Origin of the sequence: Brevibacillus sp. NL20B1, from assembly GCF_018195675.1 — a bacterium.
In the GTDB taxonomy this organism is placed as follows: Bacteria; Bacillota; Bacilli; order Brevibacillales; family Brevibacillaceae; genus Brevibacillus; species Brevibacillus aydinogluensis.
In genome coordinates this window covers 99,181-112,583 of record NZ_JAGTPT010000014.1, presented here as the reverse complement: position 1 = coordinate 112,583, position 13,403 = coordinate 99,181, and the positions used below count along the sequence as shown (strand labels likewise).

Below are 13,403 nucleotides of genomic sequence, written 5' to 3'. Positions count from 1 at the left end.
GCTTTTTGAAAATGTACGCCACCTACTTGCGTTAACACACAGTTGACATCGACAATGGGTGTGCTATAATAAGCCAGGTACGCCGGTGTAGCTCAATTGGTAGAGCACCTGACTTGTAATCAGGGGGTTGTGGGTTCGATTCCTATCGCCGGCACCAGGAGAATGAACATGGGGAGATAGCGAAGTGGCTAAACGCGGCAGACTGTAAATCTGCTCCCTCTGGGTTCGGCGGTTCGAATCCGTCTCTCCCCACCATTTCTCCTTATCATGAATATGAGCCATTAGCTCAGTTGGTAGAGCATCTGACTTTTAATCAGAGGGTCGAAGGTTCGAGTCCTTCATGGCTCACCAGTTTTTTACGCAAAGTGCTGCGGGAAGACAGCAGCATGGTGAATGGCGAAAACTTCATATCGTGCGGTCGTGGCGGAATTGGCAGACGCGCTAGATTCAGGTTCTAGTGGTGGCAACACCGTGGAGGTTCAAGTCCTCTCGACCGCACCATATCCCCAAAAGGCGAAAGCTTTCAAGCCCAAACGGCTTTTGTCGGGGTGTTGCGAATGCGGACGTAGCTCAATTGGTAGAGCGTCGCCTTGCCAAGGCGAAGGTCGCGGGTTCGAGACCCGTCGTCCGCTCCATTTTTATTTCTATCTAAACATGTGCCCTTAGCTCAGCTGGATAGAGCGTTTGACTACGAATCAAAAGGTCGGGAGTTCGAATCTCTCAGGGCACGCCATCATTTAGAGGTGAAGAGGTTGCTGGGGGAAGCGAACCGGCCACGCCGTTTCTGTCACTCCTCCACCTCCGCATCTCCCCATCCAACGGGAAGTAGCTCAGCTTGGTAGAGTACTTGGCTTGGGACCAAGGGGTCGCAGGTTCGAATCCTGTCTTCCCGACCATGTTTTTTCCCAAAAAGGAACGGATGCTCCCAGGGAGCAGGCGGACGTTTTTGGGGGAGGGCCAAAACAGCGCCGGGGTGGCGGAATAGGCAGACGCAACAGACTTAAAATCTGTCGGGAGTTTCTCCCGTACCGGTTCGAGTCCGGTCCTCGGCACCAATACACGCCGTGCGGGTGTAGTTCAGTGGTAGAACCCCAGCCTTCCAAGCTGGTCGCGTGGGTTCGATTCCCATCACCCGCTCCATACGCAATGCAAAACAGACGGACATGTATCGTCCGTCTGTTTTTTGTATGTGGTGGAGAGCGTTTGGCTGCAACAGCCCTTTGTTTAAATTTGTCGAAAAATGTAAGATGGTTAAGGGTGGTAGAAACATATGTTTTCGTGTAGAGTAAGGCTAAGATCGCTTACCCGATAGGTAACGGATCTCTTGCCTCGCCTCCTGCACCGTGCAGGAGGTTTTTTTTCGTCGACGGCCGTTCAACTGAACGCAGAAAGACGGTCAGTAGCAATCGGCAGCCTCACGATGAAGCGGGTGGACTCCTCCGTCGATTCACAGGAGATGGTGCCGTTGTGCTTTTCAATGATGTTTTTGCAGATGGACAAACCGATCCCCGTGCCGTTCTGCTTGGTGGTGAAAAACGGCTGAAACAGATTTTCCACGATCTCCGCCGGGATCATTTCTCCGTTGTTTTCGACGGTCAACTGCAGCCATCCGCCCTCGCAGTGGGAGATGACGCGGATTGACTTGTTCAGACGGGTCTGGACGGCATCAATGGCGTTGTTGAGCAAATTGACCATCACCTGCTTGAGACCTTCTTCGTAGCAGTACAGGGTACACGGTTCAATGTGCTTGTCAAAGCAAATGTTTTCCCCCACCAGCCGCGGCGTAATCAGCAGTTCCACGTCGTAGAGGACCTGTCTGATTTCCACCGTCTTGTATACCTCGTCCAGAATCGGCTTTTTCGAAAAGCTGAGGAAGCCGGTAATCTGCCGGTGCAAATTTTCAAATTCGTGCATGACCACCTGGATGTAGGACTGCAGCTTGTCCTGCCCCTGGGTGGATTCGGAGATCAGCTTCAGGAAGCCTTCTATCGCGCATAGTGGATTGCGCAGTTCATGAGCCATGTTGGCAGCGATTTTGCCCAGCATGGTTAATTTGTCGTTGTGCAAATAGGAGATGGTTTCTTCCTTTTGGACGAGCTCCTTGTTGATCATTTGCTCGAAGTGGTACACGGCCCAGTAGACGCTCTCGTCCATGGCTTTTCCCAACTGGGTTTCCAGGTACAGCATCTCTTCCGGCGCCAACGACCATTGCTGCAGTTCCGGACGGAGGACCCGCCAGAATACGTTCCGGTACAACTGGTACGTACGCAAAATCGATGAAAACGGGAACTCCTGTGAGCGCATCCACTCGCCCATGTCCAGCGACCAGGCCTGCATGTCACCGTCGACGTCTTCCACCAGATAGCGAGCCAGGAGCACAGTCCGCTTCTCGGCAAAATTGCGGGGAATCGTCAACGGAGTATCCATGCTGATCACGATTTCCTGCAGCCACAGCGTCGTGATCGTCGGCGTCATATCAAGAATTTTCTGTGAAACATCGTGAAGATTTAGAGACACTGTTTCCGCCATAGCTTTTCCCACCCCAACTTTAATCGTACGGAAGGACGCCCAGAAAAACAAGGTATGTTTATCCTATTTTTCACATTAAAATGTTTTTTATGGAAGTATTTTTCTACAAAAAACGCGTTTTCTCGCCTTTTTTCGGAAAGAAAAGCGCTCATTAGTCCGCAAACAGGCGCATAGAGTAAGAAGGACAAACTCAGACGGGCAGGGGAGGCGGAGATGGACGGGCAATTTTGGCTGGGGTTCGTGCACATTTTTCTGATAGACGTCGTGCTCAGCAGCGACAATGCCGTCGTCATCGGCATGGCCTGCCGGAGACTGCCGGAGCCGGAACGCCGGCGGGCTGTCCTCTACGGAACGCTCGGGGCCATCCTGATGCGCGTCCTGCTGACAGGCATGGCCACCTGGATGCTCGACATTCCGCTGGTCAAGGCGGTGGGAGGGGTGCTGCTCCTGTGGATTGCCTGCAAATTGATCTTCGGCGGGGGCCAGGAGGAGACGATCGAGGTCAGATACGGCAGCAATGTTGGCCAGGCAGTCAAGACGATCCTGTTGGCCGATTTTGTCATGAGCCTGGACAATGTGCTGGCAGTGGGCGGAGCTGCCCATGGGGATATTGTGCTGGTGATCCTGGGGCTGGGCATGAGCATTCCCCTCTTGATGTGGGGGAGCACCTGGATTTCGCGGCTGATGAACCGCTTCCACAGCTTGGTGATCGTCGGCGGAGGCATTCTGGCCTACACTGCGACGGACATGTGTCTGGAAGATCCGTACGTTTGGAACGCACTTAACCCGCTTCTTCTGAACCACGCCTGGCTGCCGCTGTTGGTGGCGGTGGCGGTAATGGCGCTGGGCCGCTTCGGAAAAACGTAGGGAGACGAGGGAGGGCGAGCGGTGTTCCCGGTGATTTCGCGAGAAGGATCGGGGCATACTACAGGGTAAGAAGAAAGCCTGACGATGAAAGGATCCGATCGCAGATGAATACGGGTATCTTGATGTTGTGGGGCGTTTGGGACACGATCTACCAACGCTGCACGCGGCTCAGATACGTTGACAAAGACAACAACATATTTCGTGTCGTTTTATTGCGCTACCGGGGTGAGCCGCTCGTTACATCCGATCAACGCGTCATTCGCGACGGGGATCTGATTTTGAAACTGCATATCCACAATTACTATTTTGCCAAGCAAAGCCAAGGCGTAAAGGACGACCTGCGGCTGGTCTTGCTGCTCCGTCATCACATCATGCGCTCCCTGCCGCAGTTGGCGGCGTATCTGGATGGGCATAAGGATCGGGACCGCATCAAGGGCATCGTCGGTACCACCATGCTGCACAAGGGAGTGAAACCGCTCGGGTTTTCCATCTCGGACGTGCCGATGAACTGGTTTTTTCGCTACAAGCGCTGGTATCTCAGACTGATGGTGCGCCTGATCCATCCCGACGGCAAGCGGCGCATTCAGCGTTGGGACCGGGAGATGCCGCTGAAGCGGGTGTACATGTCCAAAGAGGAGTTGCTTCGCCGTTATCTGCCACGGCAGCAGGAACCGGCGGGTGATCGGCAGTGAACGGGAAGCGCCTGCTGGTTGTAACCGAGGAGTGGGCCGGCAGCGGACACCGGATGGCGGCGGAAGCACTGCGCGAGGCGGTGGTGGAACGCTGCCCCGACGTGTACGCCCGCGTGGAGGGCGGATTGCAGGCGGCCAGCCCGGCATTGCGGGAGTTGTCCCGTTTTTTTTATGGGCAGATGCTGCGCTATAGTCCAACGCTCTGGCAGCGTCTGTACGACCGCGAGCAGATGTGGGGTACGGCCCTCGCCAAGCCGATAGGGGCCTTTCTGGCGCGACGTCTTATCCGCGAACTGTTGGAACGGGAACAGCCGGACGTCGTCGCCGCCACTCACGCCTACTGCTTGCCCGCCCTGGCACACGCCAGGAAAAAGGCAGGCAAGCGGTTCCGGCTGGTCAGCATACCGACCGATTTCCACGTCCACAGGTTTTGGGTGCATCCCGAGATTGACGGTTACGTCGTGGCACACGAGCGGCTGGCGGAGCTTCTGGAGCGCCGTCACGGCGTAAAACGGGAAAGGATTCACGTATACGGCATTCCGGTGCGTCCGGTGTTTGCTGCGGCGGCGCGGGAAGAGAAAGCGTATTGGAAAGCGCGGACGGGACTGTCGCCCGACCAGTTTACCGTACTGGTGTGCGGGGGAGAGGGCGGCCACGGCGGCATGGAGGAAGTTGTCCGGTCCTTGTTGAACGTGCCGGAACCGCTGCACATCGTGGTGATCACGGGAAAAAACGAGCCGATCAGGCAGCGGCTGTCGCTGCTCGCCGGGCAGCCTCATCCGCTGCACCGCCTCGTGGTAAAAGGATACGAGCCGTCCATTTGGGAGTGGATCGGCGCAGCCGATGCCTATGTCACCAAGCCGGGCGGCATCAGTTGTGCGGAAGCGCTGGCGCTCCGGACACCGCTGATCCTGTATCGGCCGCTGCCGGGGCAAGAGCGCCACAATTTGTCGTTTTTACTCCAGCATAAGGCCGCTGCGTGGGCAGAACGGCCCGAGGAGATTGCGCGTCTGATCGTTCGCTGGCGGTGCTATCCGGAAGAGCGGGAGGAGATGGTTCGCCGCATGGATGCTCTGCGTCAACCCGATGCGGCCCGGCGCATCGCCGACTTTCTGCTCTCGCTATAACGCTATAAATTGCCAGTGAAATCCCTGCTCTGACAATGCATGAAGCTATCGGCCATCACACATATTAAAGCTACAAACAACGAGGAGGTGAACACAGATGCCGAACAACAACCGTTCCAGCAACAACCTGCTGGTGCCGCAAGCCAACCAAGCTCTGGACCAACTGAAGTATGAAATCGCTGCCGAGTTTGGTGTACAACTTGGCCCAGACACCACTTCCCGTCAAAACGGTTCTGTCGGAGGAGAGATCACCAAGCGTCTGGTGTCCTTCGCTGAACAACAACTTGCTGGCCGTGCATAACCAAATAGGTTGGATGTGGAAAGGCACCTGTTCGGGTGTCTTTCCTTTTTGTTTGATCACCTGTAAAAAATTACAAAAAGTGGATGGACATCATAGGAGAATATTTTGCCCCCCTTTGCTGAATCTAAAGGTGCTAGGAGGTGAAGGCAAATGACCGTCGCATCGCAAGTAAAACAAACGCTGGCCAGCCTGAAAGGGGCACAGGCCAACCTGGAGCAGTTTGCACTCAGCACGCAAAATCAACAGGCCAAACAATTGTACACCCAAGCGGCCCAGCAGACGCAGTCGATCATCGACAATCTGCAGCAGCGGGTAACGGAACTGGAAAACGAAGAACCTCAATACAAGGGATTTTAAACGGTTTGTTCGCAGGACGGGGGGAGGCATGCTCTCTCCTCTCCCGCGTCAAGCCAGGAGGTGAACACAATGCCTGAGTGGCTCAACCTTGTCATCCGCTCCGTCGTGGCACTGGTGTACCTGTTCATTTTGACAAAGCTGATCGGCAAGCGGCAGATCAGACAGCTTACATACATCGAGTACATCGTGGGCATTTCGATCGGGTCCATTGCGGCATTCATGGCCAGCGACATGGACGGTCCGATCTATCACAGCCTCGTAGCCATGACGATCTTTGCCCTCATTCCGGTAGCCATAGAGTGGCTTTCGCTGAAAAGCAAGAAGATCAGGGACGTAGTGGAAGGAAAGGCTACCATTCTGATCAAGGACGGCAAGATTTTGGAAGACAACCTGAAAAAAGAGCGGCTGACGGCGGAAGACCTGATGGAGCAACTGCGGATGAAAAACGTGTTTCGCTTGGCGGACGTGGAATTTGCGCTGATGGAGACGAACGGCGAAATTAGCGTACTGCTCAAATCACAGCATCGGCCGGTCACCCCGCAGGATCTCGACCTGCCTGTTGCACAGGCGGAGGAACCACAGGCGGTGATCATGGACGGCACCATCATGGACGAATCGCTGGCCAATCTGGGACTGAACCGCAACTGGTTGCGCATGGAACTGCAAAAAGCGGGTGTGGCCCTGGAGAACGTGTTTCTTGGCCAGGTAGACCGGGCTGGACAGCTCTATTTGGATTTGTACGATGACAAGATCAATGTGCCTCCCCCCCAAGCATTGAAGCTGACCTACGCGCTTCTGAAAAAGTGCCAGGCCGATCTGGAGATGTTTGCCTTGTCGACGAAAGACAAGCAGGCCAAGCAGGTTTACGAAAAGGACGCGGAGCATCTGCAGCGCGTGATTGATCAGGTGAAGCCGTTCTTGACCCAATGAGGAAAGGAGGGGTATAGGTGACGGACCAAAAAAAGAAAAAGCTGACGCCCACCCAGCAGCAGTATCAGCAGTTGGCCAAACGGCACGAACCGCCGCGCCCCTTGTTGAAAAACTTTGTCCGGGCGTTTCTCGTCGGCGGACTGATTTGTGTGCTGGGGCAGGCCATTCAAGAAGGTTTTATCCATTACTTTCACTTTACCGAAAAAACAGCAGGCAACCCTACCGTGGCAGTGCTGATTTTTCTCTCCGCCCTGTTGACGGGACTCGGGGTGTACGATCGCATCGCCCAGTGGGCAGGGGCCGGAACCAGCGTGCCGGTGACCGGCTTCGCCAATTCCATCGCATCGGCGGCGATCGAACATCGCAGCGAAGGTTTTGTGCTCGGGGTGGGCGGCAACATGTTCAAACTGGCCGGATCGGTCATCGTGTTTGGGGTGACGTCCGCGTTTGTGATCGGGTTGATTAAAACGCTGATGAAAATGGGAGGGTAGAGCATGAGACAGGGGCATCAATCATGGGTCTTTCCTTCCAGGCCGGTGATCGTCGGGGCGGCCGCGATCGGCGGCCCGTTTGAAGCCAAAGGACCGTTGGCCGACGATTTTGACACGCTGCACGGCGATTTGATGATGGGGCAGGACAGTTGGGAAAAGGCCGAGAGGGTCTTGCTGGAGGAAGCCTGCGACAAGGCGGTGGAAAAGGCGATGCTGCGAAAAGACGACATCCACTTCCTGCTCGCCGGCGATCTGACGAACCAGCTTATCACCGCCAATTTTTCGGCTCGCACGCTGGGGATTCCCTATCTGGGCCTGTTTGGAGCCTGCTCTACCGCGATGGAAAGTCTGGCACTGGGGTCCCTGCTGGTGGATAGCCAGTCGGCCGATTACGTGCTGGCCGCAACCGCCAGCCACAACGGATCGGCGGAAAAGCAGTACCGCTACCCGACCGAATATGGTTCGCAAAAACCGCCCACCGCTCAATGGACGGTCACAGGGGCGGGAGCGGCGGTCATCGCCCGCCAGGGAAAAGGACCGCATGTCGTGGCCGCCACGATTGGGCGTGTGGTGGACATGGGGTTGTCCGATCCGTTCAACATGGGAGCGGCCATGGCACCTGCTGCCTTGGATACGCTGGAAGCTCATTTCCGCGACCTGGGGCTGCCCCACGATCATTACGACCTGGTGGTGACCGGAGACCTGGGGAAGGTGGGCCATTCCATTCTGTCGGAACTGCTGCCCAAGCACAATCTCCACATTCCGCTGGATCGTTACCAGGACTGCGGCCGGATGATTTACGGCGACAATCCTGTCGTCTGGTCGGGCGGCAGCGGATGCGGCTGTGTCGCTACCGTCACGTATGGCCATCTGCTCAACCAAATGAAGGCGGGCAAGTGGAGACGAATCCTGGTGGTGGCGACGGGTGCGCTGCTTTCTCCCATCTCCTATCAGCAGGGAGAGAGCATTCCGTGCATTGCCCACGCCGTGGCAATCGAATCAGAGCCGAATGAGGAGGGATAACGTGACGTTTTTCTGGGCGTTTTTGGTAGGAGGAACCATTTGTCTCATCGGCCAGTTTTTGCTCGATGTCGTCAAGCTGACGCCAGCCCACACCATGTCCTCATTGGTGGTGGCCGGGGCCGTGCTGGATGGCCTCGGCCTGTACGATCCGCTGATCGAGTTTGCCGGCGCCGGGGCCACAGTCCCCATTACCAGTTTTGGCAATGCACTGGTGCATGGTGCGCTGGCGGAGGCGGAAAAACATGGATTGGTGGGGATCATCACCGGCATTTTTGAGGTGACCAGCGCAGGCGTCTCCGCTGCGATTGTGTTCGGCTTTTTTGCCGCATTGGTTTTCCGTCCCAAAGGATAGCGAAACAACAGTGCAATTTTCCAGAGCTGGCAGAAAGCTTGAATTGAACCGCATTCATCCCAACAGCTAGAATGGTGGCTTGAGGAGGGATGAACAGTGTTCAAGCGAAAACCGTTAACCTCCCTGCTGTTGACGCTTGTTGTCGCGCTGCTGATGACGGCGGCGCCTGCTTCGGCGGCCCCCTTGCTGAAACAAGGGAGCAAGGGCGGAGACGTCTGGGACTTGCAGTACCGGCTGCAGGTGCTTGGATACTACCAACAGCCGCTGGATGGAAAATTCGGACCGCACACCCGCCAAGCCGTCAAGCAGTTTCAGCGCAACTACGGTTTGGTTGCCGACGGGATAGCCGGCAGGAATACCTGGCGGACGCTGAAAAAAGTATCGGTCAACCGGGAGGAAATGATACTGCTGGCCCGCCTGGTACATGCGGAAGCGCGTGGTGAGCCGTACGTCGGACAGGTGGCTGTAGCCGCTGTCGTCATGAACCGTTTGCAGTCGCCGCAATTTCCTCATACGATAAAGGGCATCATCTTTGAGCCGTACGCTTTTACCGCGGTGGACGACGGCCAGTTCTGGCTCGCTCCCAATCAAACGGCGTATCGTGCAGCGTACGACGCGGTTCGCGGCTGGGACCCGTCGGGCGGTGCCCTGTACTACTTCAACCCGGCTACGGCGACATCCCGCTGGATTTGGTCCCGCCCGCAAATCAAACGGATCGGTCAGCACATTTTCGCACGATAATACACGTAACGGAGCGATGGAATTGTCATGCGACCAATTCTCACGGTTCTCACCCTGCTGATTGCACTGTACGCCCCCGTCTCGACGGTTTCGGCCAAGCAGCCGGAAGAGGAAGCGTCTGTCCTTTTGTACGTAAACCTGTGGAAGAAGCGTCTCTACCTGCAAACGTCAACAGGAGAAGTGCTGGCGTCTTTCCCGATCGCTCCCGGCGCCGTCGATACACCTTCGCCGATCGGAGTCTATTCCGTCATTCAGAAAGCGAAAAACTGGGGCGGAGGATTCGGGTCCAGGTGGTTGGGCATCAATGTGGAGTGGGGAACGTACGGTATTCACGGCACCAACAGACCGGAGCAAATTGGGCGTTATGTCAGCCATGGCTGCTTTCGGATGCGAAACCAAGACATCGAAAAGATCTATCCGCATGTCCGCATCGGAACACCGGTCATCATCGATGGACCGATCATGGGGCATGAGCGGCTGACCTATCGCATTCTGGTTCCGGGGAGCCGCGGCTCACTGGTCAAGCTGGTGCAAAATCGCCTGAAGGCTGCCGGTTACTACGGGGGCAAGGTTCACGGCCGTTTTGACAAGCAAACGGAGCAGGCCGTCTTTCGGTTCCAGAAAGGAGAAGGTCTACCCGTTACAGGCCAGATCCGATTTGAGGATTTGGTACATTTGGGCATTGTCGAGTAACCCCTTTCCTGCAAACAGGAAAGGGGTTTTCCTTTTTGACGGGAAATCGGGAAATCGCTGGCAAACATTGTAGGTTGTTTTCTGACAATTTTCCGATAGAATGAAACGAGAGAAAAATCAGCATGTTTGTTTCAGGAGGTTGATGATGAGAAAGCTGCTGATCCTGGCCTCTCTGGCAGCCATCTTCGGGATGGGCGCGCCGGCGGCAGAGGCGGAGACAACACCTGTAACCACACCATTTGCTGACGTTGACGGACATTGGGCAAAAAAAGAAATCAACAACCTGTACATAGCGGGGGGCGTTGAACGGGCGGAGCGCTTCCGTCCGGACGATCCGGTCACCCGCGGCGAATTGATCGCAATGTTTCTCAAGGCAAAAGGGATTAAGCCAGTGGCGGGCAATACCTCGCCGTTTGCAGACGTGCCGCGTGACAGCTGGCTGGCCCCCTACGCCGACACCGCATACCGGCTGGGGATCATCCACGGCCAAAAGATAGGCGGTCGAGTGTACCTGCATCCCGGCAATCCCGTTCAGCGGGAAGAACTGGTCTCCATCCTGACACGGGCGACCGGAGACAGCGGAAAGGTAAACCAGCTCGGCTGGACGGCTTCCTACAAGACGCTTTTGCATTATCCCGACGGGCAAGCAGTGGGGGAAGTGTTCCAGCGGCCGTTTGTGTACGCGCTGAAGAACGGTCTGGTCGGTGCCTATCCTGACAGCACCCTGAAGCCGGACAAGCCGATGACCCGAGCGGAAGCAGCCACGTACGCCGCCCTCCATCTGCTTCCCGACAAGCCACAGGCAGCGCAGCAGAGACTGGCCAATATCGGTACGCCGTACGAACGGATGCTGACGGTGCAGACGACGGCCTACAGCTACCCGAGCGACAACGTGTTCTCTTATCTGGGCTACCCGCTGCGCAAGGGTGTCGTGGCGGTCGACCCCAACGTTATTCCGCTGGGAAGCCACCTGTACATTGAAGGGTACGGCTACGCGGTCGCGGCCGACATCGGAGGGGCGGTCAAACAGCATCACGTGGACCTGTTCCTGCCGACCCTGCAGCAAGCGCGAAACCACGGTCTGCAAAAGAATGTGCGCGTTTATATTCTGGATTGACAACCCATACATGGAACATAATTCCCACTCTTTCCATTCATACTAACAGGGAAAGGGTGGGATTTTTTGATGGTCTGGCTGATCGTGGGCTTCCTTGCTCTGGTAGCGATAATAGCTGTGACGCCGATACGGATCGCGATTGCCTACAATCGGGTCGGGGAAAACGACCATCTCGTGGTGGAAATCTCCGCCTGGTTTCGTCTGATTAGGAGAAAGTACGAACTGCCGGTCCTGCTGCTGAAGCAGACGCAGGAAGGGACGGAATTGAAAGCGAAGGTCGAAAAGGTGAGCGGGCAGTCGGTGATGGACGAATCGATTCAGGACGTCACCTCCAGACAGGTGAAGCAGTGGAAAAACAAGTACCAGGACCTGCTGAAACGGGTGCATGACCTGCAGCCGGTAGTACGGGCGTTTGTGCGTCAGATCCGCTGTTCCCGCCTGGAGTGGCATACCGTGTTGGGAACGGGAGAAGCTGCGGAAACAGGCACGCTGTTGGGGCTCGCCTGGGGAGTCAAAAGCATGCTGGTGAGCGTCTTTTCCGGCGCTGTCTCGCTGCGCAGCATTCCGCGTCTCAGTGTGCAGCCGGTCTGGAACCAGGCAGTGATCCGGACACAGTTTCGCTGCGTTTTGCATGTTTGGCTGGGACACGTGCTGTTGGCCGGCATACGGCTGCTGCTTCGCTGGCAAATCGGACGCCGGCGCGAGTGGAAAACGGCGCCGACCGAGGCATGAAGCTGTTACAATCGACGTCCGGAAGCGGACTGTGCTCGTTTTCCCAAAGCGGATGACATCAGTCCCCCGGTACATGCCCCGTTCTTGTTTTGGGCATGCTAACAAATGCTTATGAAGACACGCTCAGACGGAGATTTCATCTCGACAAGGAGGAAACGGCATGGCAGACCATCCCATTCAGGGATTAATGAGAACCGCAATGGAAAACATCAAGCAAATGGTGGATGTCAATACAATTATCGGTGATCCAGTGGAGACGCCGGACGGCAGCGTAATACTGCCGATCTCCAAGGTTGGGTTTGGTTTCGCAGCGGGAGGAAGCGAATTCCAGTATGAGAAGGATCATGCCGGAGTCCTCGGCCATCCGTTCGGCGGGGGAAGCGGCGGCGGGGTGTCGATCACGCCGGTGGCGTTTTTGGTCGTGGGCAAGCAGGGAATTCGCTCGATTCCGTTGGAAAATACGACCCATCTGTACGATCGGATACTGGACTCGATTCCGCAGGTTGTGGACAAACTGCAGAGCTTGATGGGCAAGAAAGAGCAGGCGTCCGTGACGTCCACCACGTATATCACCGACGCGGACGAACACGACTTGGAAGAACTGATCAAGCGCAGCTAAACGAAACCGACCATATGAAAACAACAGGTATGCCGCATGAAAGGCATACCTGTTGTGCATTGCAGGCGTAATTCTTATATATGCTGTAAGTCCGTCCTGCTGTGACGCCATCACCACAATTGATTAACGAACAGGCCGGTGCTGGCCGCGTGCCGGAAAAACAGGTTCGGCAGCAAGGACGATTCGTACGCATTGACACCCGTTGGTGTCCGGGTGCGGCGTACATAGCCCCCCGAAGGAGCGGCCTGCAGGCGATCCGCCACCTGCCGAAACGACTGTGTCAAGTCCTGCATCGCTTGTTCAAAGCCGGCGTAATCCTGGGCGACTCCCTGGCGGAAAGCGGCGTCGTCCACAGCCAGGCTGCCGTCCTGCTGCAGCCGGATGCCGTATTTGGGCAGTACGCTTTGTGCGGCCCGGGTAATGCGAAAGAAGGTATCGTCCGGACCGGGTGCAAACGAATCGGGACGCTCCCGCCAAAAGCGCTGCAGCCGATTGTATCGATCCGTCAGTTGACGCGTCCGACGCAGCAGCTCGTCCACGTCTGGTGCGGCACCGTCTGTATTGCCAAGACTCCTTTGACGGGATGGGGCAAACTGCCGTGCCGCCAGTTCCAGTTCCGTTGAGTACCGGTAGAAGCGGGACAAAACATTGGCCACCTCCACCGTCCACTGCCGCTGTTTGGCGAAAAACGGGTGCAGACTGTAGCCGCGAATGGGCTCGACGGGGGCGCTCAGCTTGGCCTGGGCCATGTGGGCGCGGTAGCTGTCCACCCTGTACCGGTACGGCACTTGGCTGATCGCAGCCGGTCTCATGACGATCTCCTCCCTTCAGC

At 56.4% G+C, this 13,403-nt stretch carries 16 protein-coding genes and 9 tRNA genes; 23 read left to right on the top strand and 2 right to left on the bottom strand.

Annotated features, from left to right (window positions below; all coding sequences use genetic code 11):
• The first annotated feature begins 81 nt into the window (after nucleotides 1-81).
• The 9 genes from KDN35_RS11640 (at nucleotide 82) to KDN35_RS11600 (ending at nucleotide 1,140) form a co-directional block, all read left to right on the top strand.
• Nucleotides 82-157: transfer RNA gene (locus KDN35_RS11640), tRNA-Thr, on the top strand.
• A gap of 13 nt (nucleotides 158-170) precedes the next feature.
• A tRNA-Tyr gene (locus KDN35_RS11635) sits at nucleotides 171-255 on the top strand.
• 20 nt (nucleotides 256-275) lie between these two features.
• Nucleotides 276-351 (top strand) — tRNA-Lys (locus KDN35_RS11630).
• Between the two features lie 63 nt (nucleotides 352-414).
• Nucleotides 415-501: transfer RNA gene (locus KDN35_RS11625), tRNA-Leu, on the top strand.
• Nucleotides 502-559: 58 nt separating this feature from the next.
• Nucleotides 560-635, top strand: a tRNA-Gly gene (locus KDN35_RS11620).
• A gap of 21 nt (nucleotides 636-656) precedes the next feature.
• A tRNA-Arg gene (locus tag KDN35_RS11615) sits at nucleotides 657-733 on the top strand.
• 86 nt (nucleotides 734-819) lie between these two features.
• Nucleotides 820-896, top strand: a tRNA-Pro gene (locus tag KDN35_RS11610).
• 71 nt (nucleotides 897-967) lie between these two features.
• Nucleotides 968-1,055, top strand: a tRNA-Leu gene (locus KDN35_RS11605).
• An 11-nt stretch (nucleotides 1,056-1,066) separates the two neighbouring features.
• A tRNA-Gly gene (locus KDN35_RS11600) sits at nucleotides 1,067-1,140 on the top strand.
• Nucleotides 1,141-1,374: 234 nt separating this feature from the next.
• On the opposite strand, the gene KDN35_RS11595 is transcribed toward KDN35_RS11600, so the two are convergent.
• Nucleotides 1,375-2,529: a sensor histidine kinase gene (locus tag KDN35_RS11595; RefSeq protein WP_171567607.1), complete on the bottom strand. Its 1,155-nt coding sequence runs from the start codon at nucleotides 2,527-2,529 to the stop codon at nucleotides 1,375-1,377.
• 213 nt (nucleotides 2,530-2,742) lie between these two features.
• Between KDN35_RS11595 and KDN35_RS11590 the strand changes: the two genes are divergently transcribed.
• The 14 genes from KDN35_RS11590 to ytfJ all read left to right on the top strand — a co-directional run bounded on the left by KDN35_RS11590 (nucleotide 2,743) and on the right by ytfJ (nucleotide 12,571).
• Complete coding sequence (locus KDN35_RS11590; RefSeq protein WP_171567606.1) at nucleotides 2,743-3,396, top strand: TerC family protein; 654 nt, start codon at nucleotides 2,743-2,745, stop codon at nucleotides 3,394-3,396.
• A 104-nt stretch (nucleotides 3,397-3,500) separates the two neighbouring features.
• A complete protein-coding gene (locus KDN35_RS11585; protein ID WP_171567605.1) occupies nucleotides 3,501-4,088 on the top strand; it encodes a YkoP family protein in 588 nt (195 codons plus the stop codon).
• Nucleotides 4,085-5,215: an MGDG synthase family glycosyltransferase gene (locus KDN35_RS11580; protein WP_349290976.1), complete on the top strand. Its 1,131-nt coding sequence runs from the start codon at nucleotides 4,085-4,087 to the stop codon at nucleotides 5,213-5,215. Before KDN35_RS11585 ends, KDN35_RS11580 begins: the two co-directional genes overlap by 4 nt.
• A gap of 97 nt (nucleotides 5,216-5,312) precedes the next feature.
• Complete coding sequence (locus KDN35_RS11575) at nucleotides 5,313-5,516, top strand: alpha/beta-type small acid-soluble spore protein (protein ID WP_171567604.1); 204 nt, start codon at nucleotides 5,313-5,315, stop codon at nucleotides 5,514-5,516.
• A 150-nt stretch (nucleotides 5,517-5,666) separates the two neighbouring features.
• On the top strand, nucleotides 5,667-5,873 hold the full coding sequence (locus KDN35_RS11570; RefSeq protein ID WP_171567603.1) for a DUF1657 domain-containing protein: 207 nt from the start codon (nucleotides 5,667-5,669) through the stop codon (nucleotides 5,871-5,873).
• 69 nt (nucleotides 5,874-5,942) lie between these two features.
• Nucleotides 5,943-6,803, top strand: coding sequence for a DUF421 domain-containing protein (locus KDN35_RS11565; protein WP_212132760.1), 861 nt, complete (start codon nucleotides 5,943-5,945; stop codon nucleotides 6,801-6,803).
• Between the two features lie 17 nt (nucleotides 6,804-6,820).
• Nucleotides 6,821-7,294, top strand: coding sequence for a stage V sporulation protein AC (gene spoVAC, locus KDN35_RS11560; protein WP_212132759.1), 474 nt, complete (start codon nucleotides 6,821-6,823; stop codon nucleotides 7,292-7,294).
• Between the two features lie 3 nt (nucleotides 7,295-7,297).
• Nucleotides 7,298-8,317 carry a stage V sporulation protein AD gene (gene spoVAD, locus KDN35_RS11555; protein WP_171567600.1) on the top strand — a complete coding sequence of 340 codons (1,020 nt, stop codon included), beginning with the start codon at nucleotides 7,298-7,300 and terminating at the stop codon, nucleotides 8,315-8,317.
• Nucleotide 8,318: 1 nt separating this feature from the next.
• Nucleotides 8,319-8,669 (top strand): stage V sporulation protein AE, encoded by a 351-nt coding sequence (gene spoVAE / locus KDN35_RS11550; RefSeq protein ID WP_171567599.1) that lies wholly within the window; start codon nucleotides 8,319-8,321, stop codon nucleotides 8,667-8,669.
• A gap of 153 nt (nucleotides 8,670-8,822) precedes the next feature.
• Nucleotides 8,823-9,410 (top strand): spore cortex-lytic enzyme, encoded by a 588-nt coding sequence (sleB, locus tag KDN35_RS11545; protein ID WP_171567608.1) that lies wholly within the window; start codon nucleotides 8,823-8,825, stop codon nucleotides 9,408-9,410.
• A 27-nt stretch (nucleotides 9,411-9,437) separates the two neighbouring features.
• Nucleotides 9,438-10,103 carry a L,D-transpeptidase family protein gene (locus KDN35_RS11540; RefSeq protein ID WP_171567598.1) on the top strand — a complete coding sequence of 222 codons (666 nt, stop codon included), beginning with the start codon at nucleotides 9,438-9,440 and terminating at the stop codon, nucleotides 10,101-10,103.
• Between the two features lie 145 nt (nucleotides 10,104-10,248).
• A complete protein-coding gene (locus tag KDN35_RS11535; protein ID WP_212132758.1) occupies nucleotides 10,249-11,220 on the top strand; it encodes an S-layer homology domain-containing protein in 972 nt (323 codons plus the stop codon).
• A 69-nt stretch (nucleotides 11,221-11,289) separates the two neighbouring features.
• Nucleotides 11,290-11,952: a DUF2953 domain-containing protein gene (locus KDN35_RS11530; RefSeq protein ID WP_230077253.1), complete on the top strand. Its 663-nt coding sequence runs from the start codon at nucleotides 11,290-11,292 to the stop codon at nucleotides 11,950-11,952.
• A gap of 160 nt (nucleotides 11,953-12,112) precedes the next feature.
• A complete protein-coding gene (ytfJ, locus tag KDN35_RS11525) occupies nucleotides 12,113-12,571 on the top strand; it encodes a GerW family sporulation protein (protein WP_171567121.1) in 459 nt (152 codons plus the stop codon).
• A 110-nt stretch (nucleotides 12,572-12,681) separates the two neighbouring features.
• Here the strand turns inward: ytfJ and KDN35_RS11520 are convergent, their stop codons facing one another.
• Nucleotides 12,682-13,383, bottom strand: a complete 702-nt coding sequence (locus KDN35_RS11520; protein ID WP_171567120.1) for a hypothetical protein — start codon at nucleotides 13,381-13,383, stop codon at nucleotides 12,682-12,684.
• Nucleotides 13,384-13,403 lie beyond the last annotated feature (20 nt).

Excerpts from the sequence above, each read along its gene's own strand:
- KDN35_RS11595 (WP_171567607.1), bottom strand. The coding sequence starts at position 2,529 with ATGGCGGAAACAGTGTCTCTAAATCTTCACGATGTTTCACAGAAAATT.
- KDN35_RS11590 (WP_171567606.1), top strand. The coding sequence starts at position 2,743 with ATGGACGGGCAATTTTGGCTGGGGTTCGTGCACATTTTTCTGATAGAC.
- KDN35_RS11585 (WP_171567605.1), top strand. The coding sequence starts at position 3,501 with ATGAATACGGGTATCTTGATGTTGTGGGGCGTTTGGGACACGATCTAC.
- KDN35_RS11575 (WP_171567604.1), top strand. The coding sequence starts at position 5,313 with ATGCCGAACAACAACCGTTCCAGCAACAACCTGCTGGTGCCGCAAGCC.
- KDN35_RS11570 (WP_171567603.1), top strand. The coding sequence starts at position 5,667 with ATGACCGTCGCATCGCAAGTAAAACAAACGCTGGCCAGCCTGAAAGGG.
- KDN35_RS11565 (WP_212132760.1), top strand. The coding sequence starts at position 5,943 with ATGCCTGAGTGGCTCAACCTTGTCATCCGCTCCGTCGTGGCACTGGTG.
- spoVAD (WP_171567600.1), top strand. The coding sequence starts at position 7,298 with ATGAGACAGGGGCATCAATCATGGGTCTTTCCTTCCAGGCCGGTGATC.
- sleB (WP_171567608.1), top strand. The coding sequence starts at position 8,823 with ATGACGGCGGCGCCTGCTTCGGCGGCCCCCTTGCTGAAACAAGGGAGC.
- KDN35_RS11540 (WP_171567598.1), top strand. The coding sequence starts at position 9,438 with ATGCGACCAATTCTCACGGTTCTCACCCTGCTGATTGCACTGTACGCC.
- KDN35_RS11535 (WP_212132758.1), top strand. The coding sequence starts at position 10,249 with ATGAGAAAGCTGCTGATCCTGGCCTCTCTGGCAGCCATCTTCGGGATG.
- KDN35_RS11530 (WP_230077253.1), top strand. The coding sequence starts at position 11,290 with ATGGTCTGGCTGATCGTGGGCTTCCTTGCTCTGGTAGCGATAATAGCT.
- ytfJ (WP_171567121.1), top strand. The coding sequence starts at position 12,113 with ATGGCAGACCATCCCATTCAGGGATTAATGAGAACCGCAATGGAAAAC.
- KDN35_RS11520 (WP_171567120.1), bottom strand. The coding sequence starts at position 13,383 with ATGAGACCGGCTGCGATCAGCCAAGTGCCGTACCGGTACAGGGTGGAC.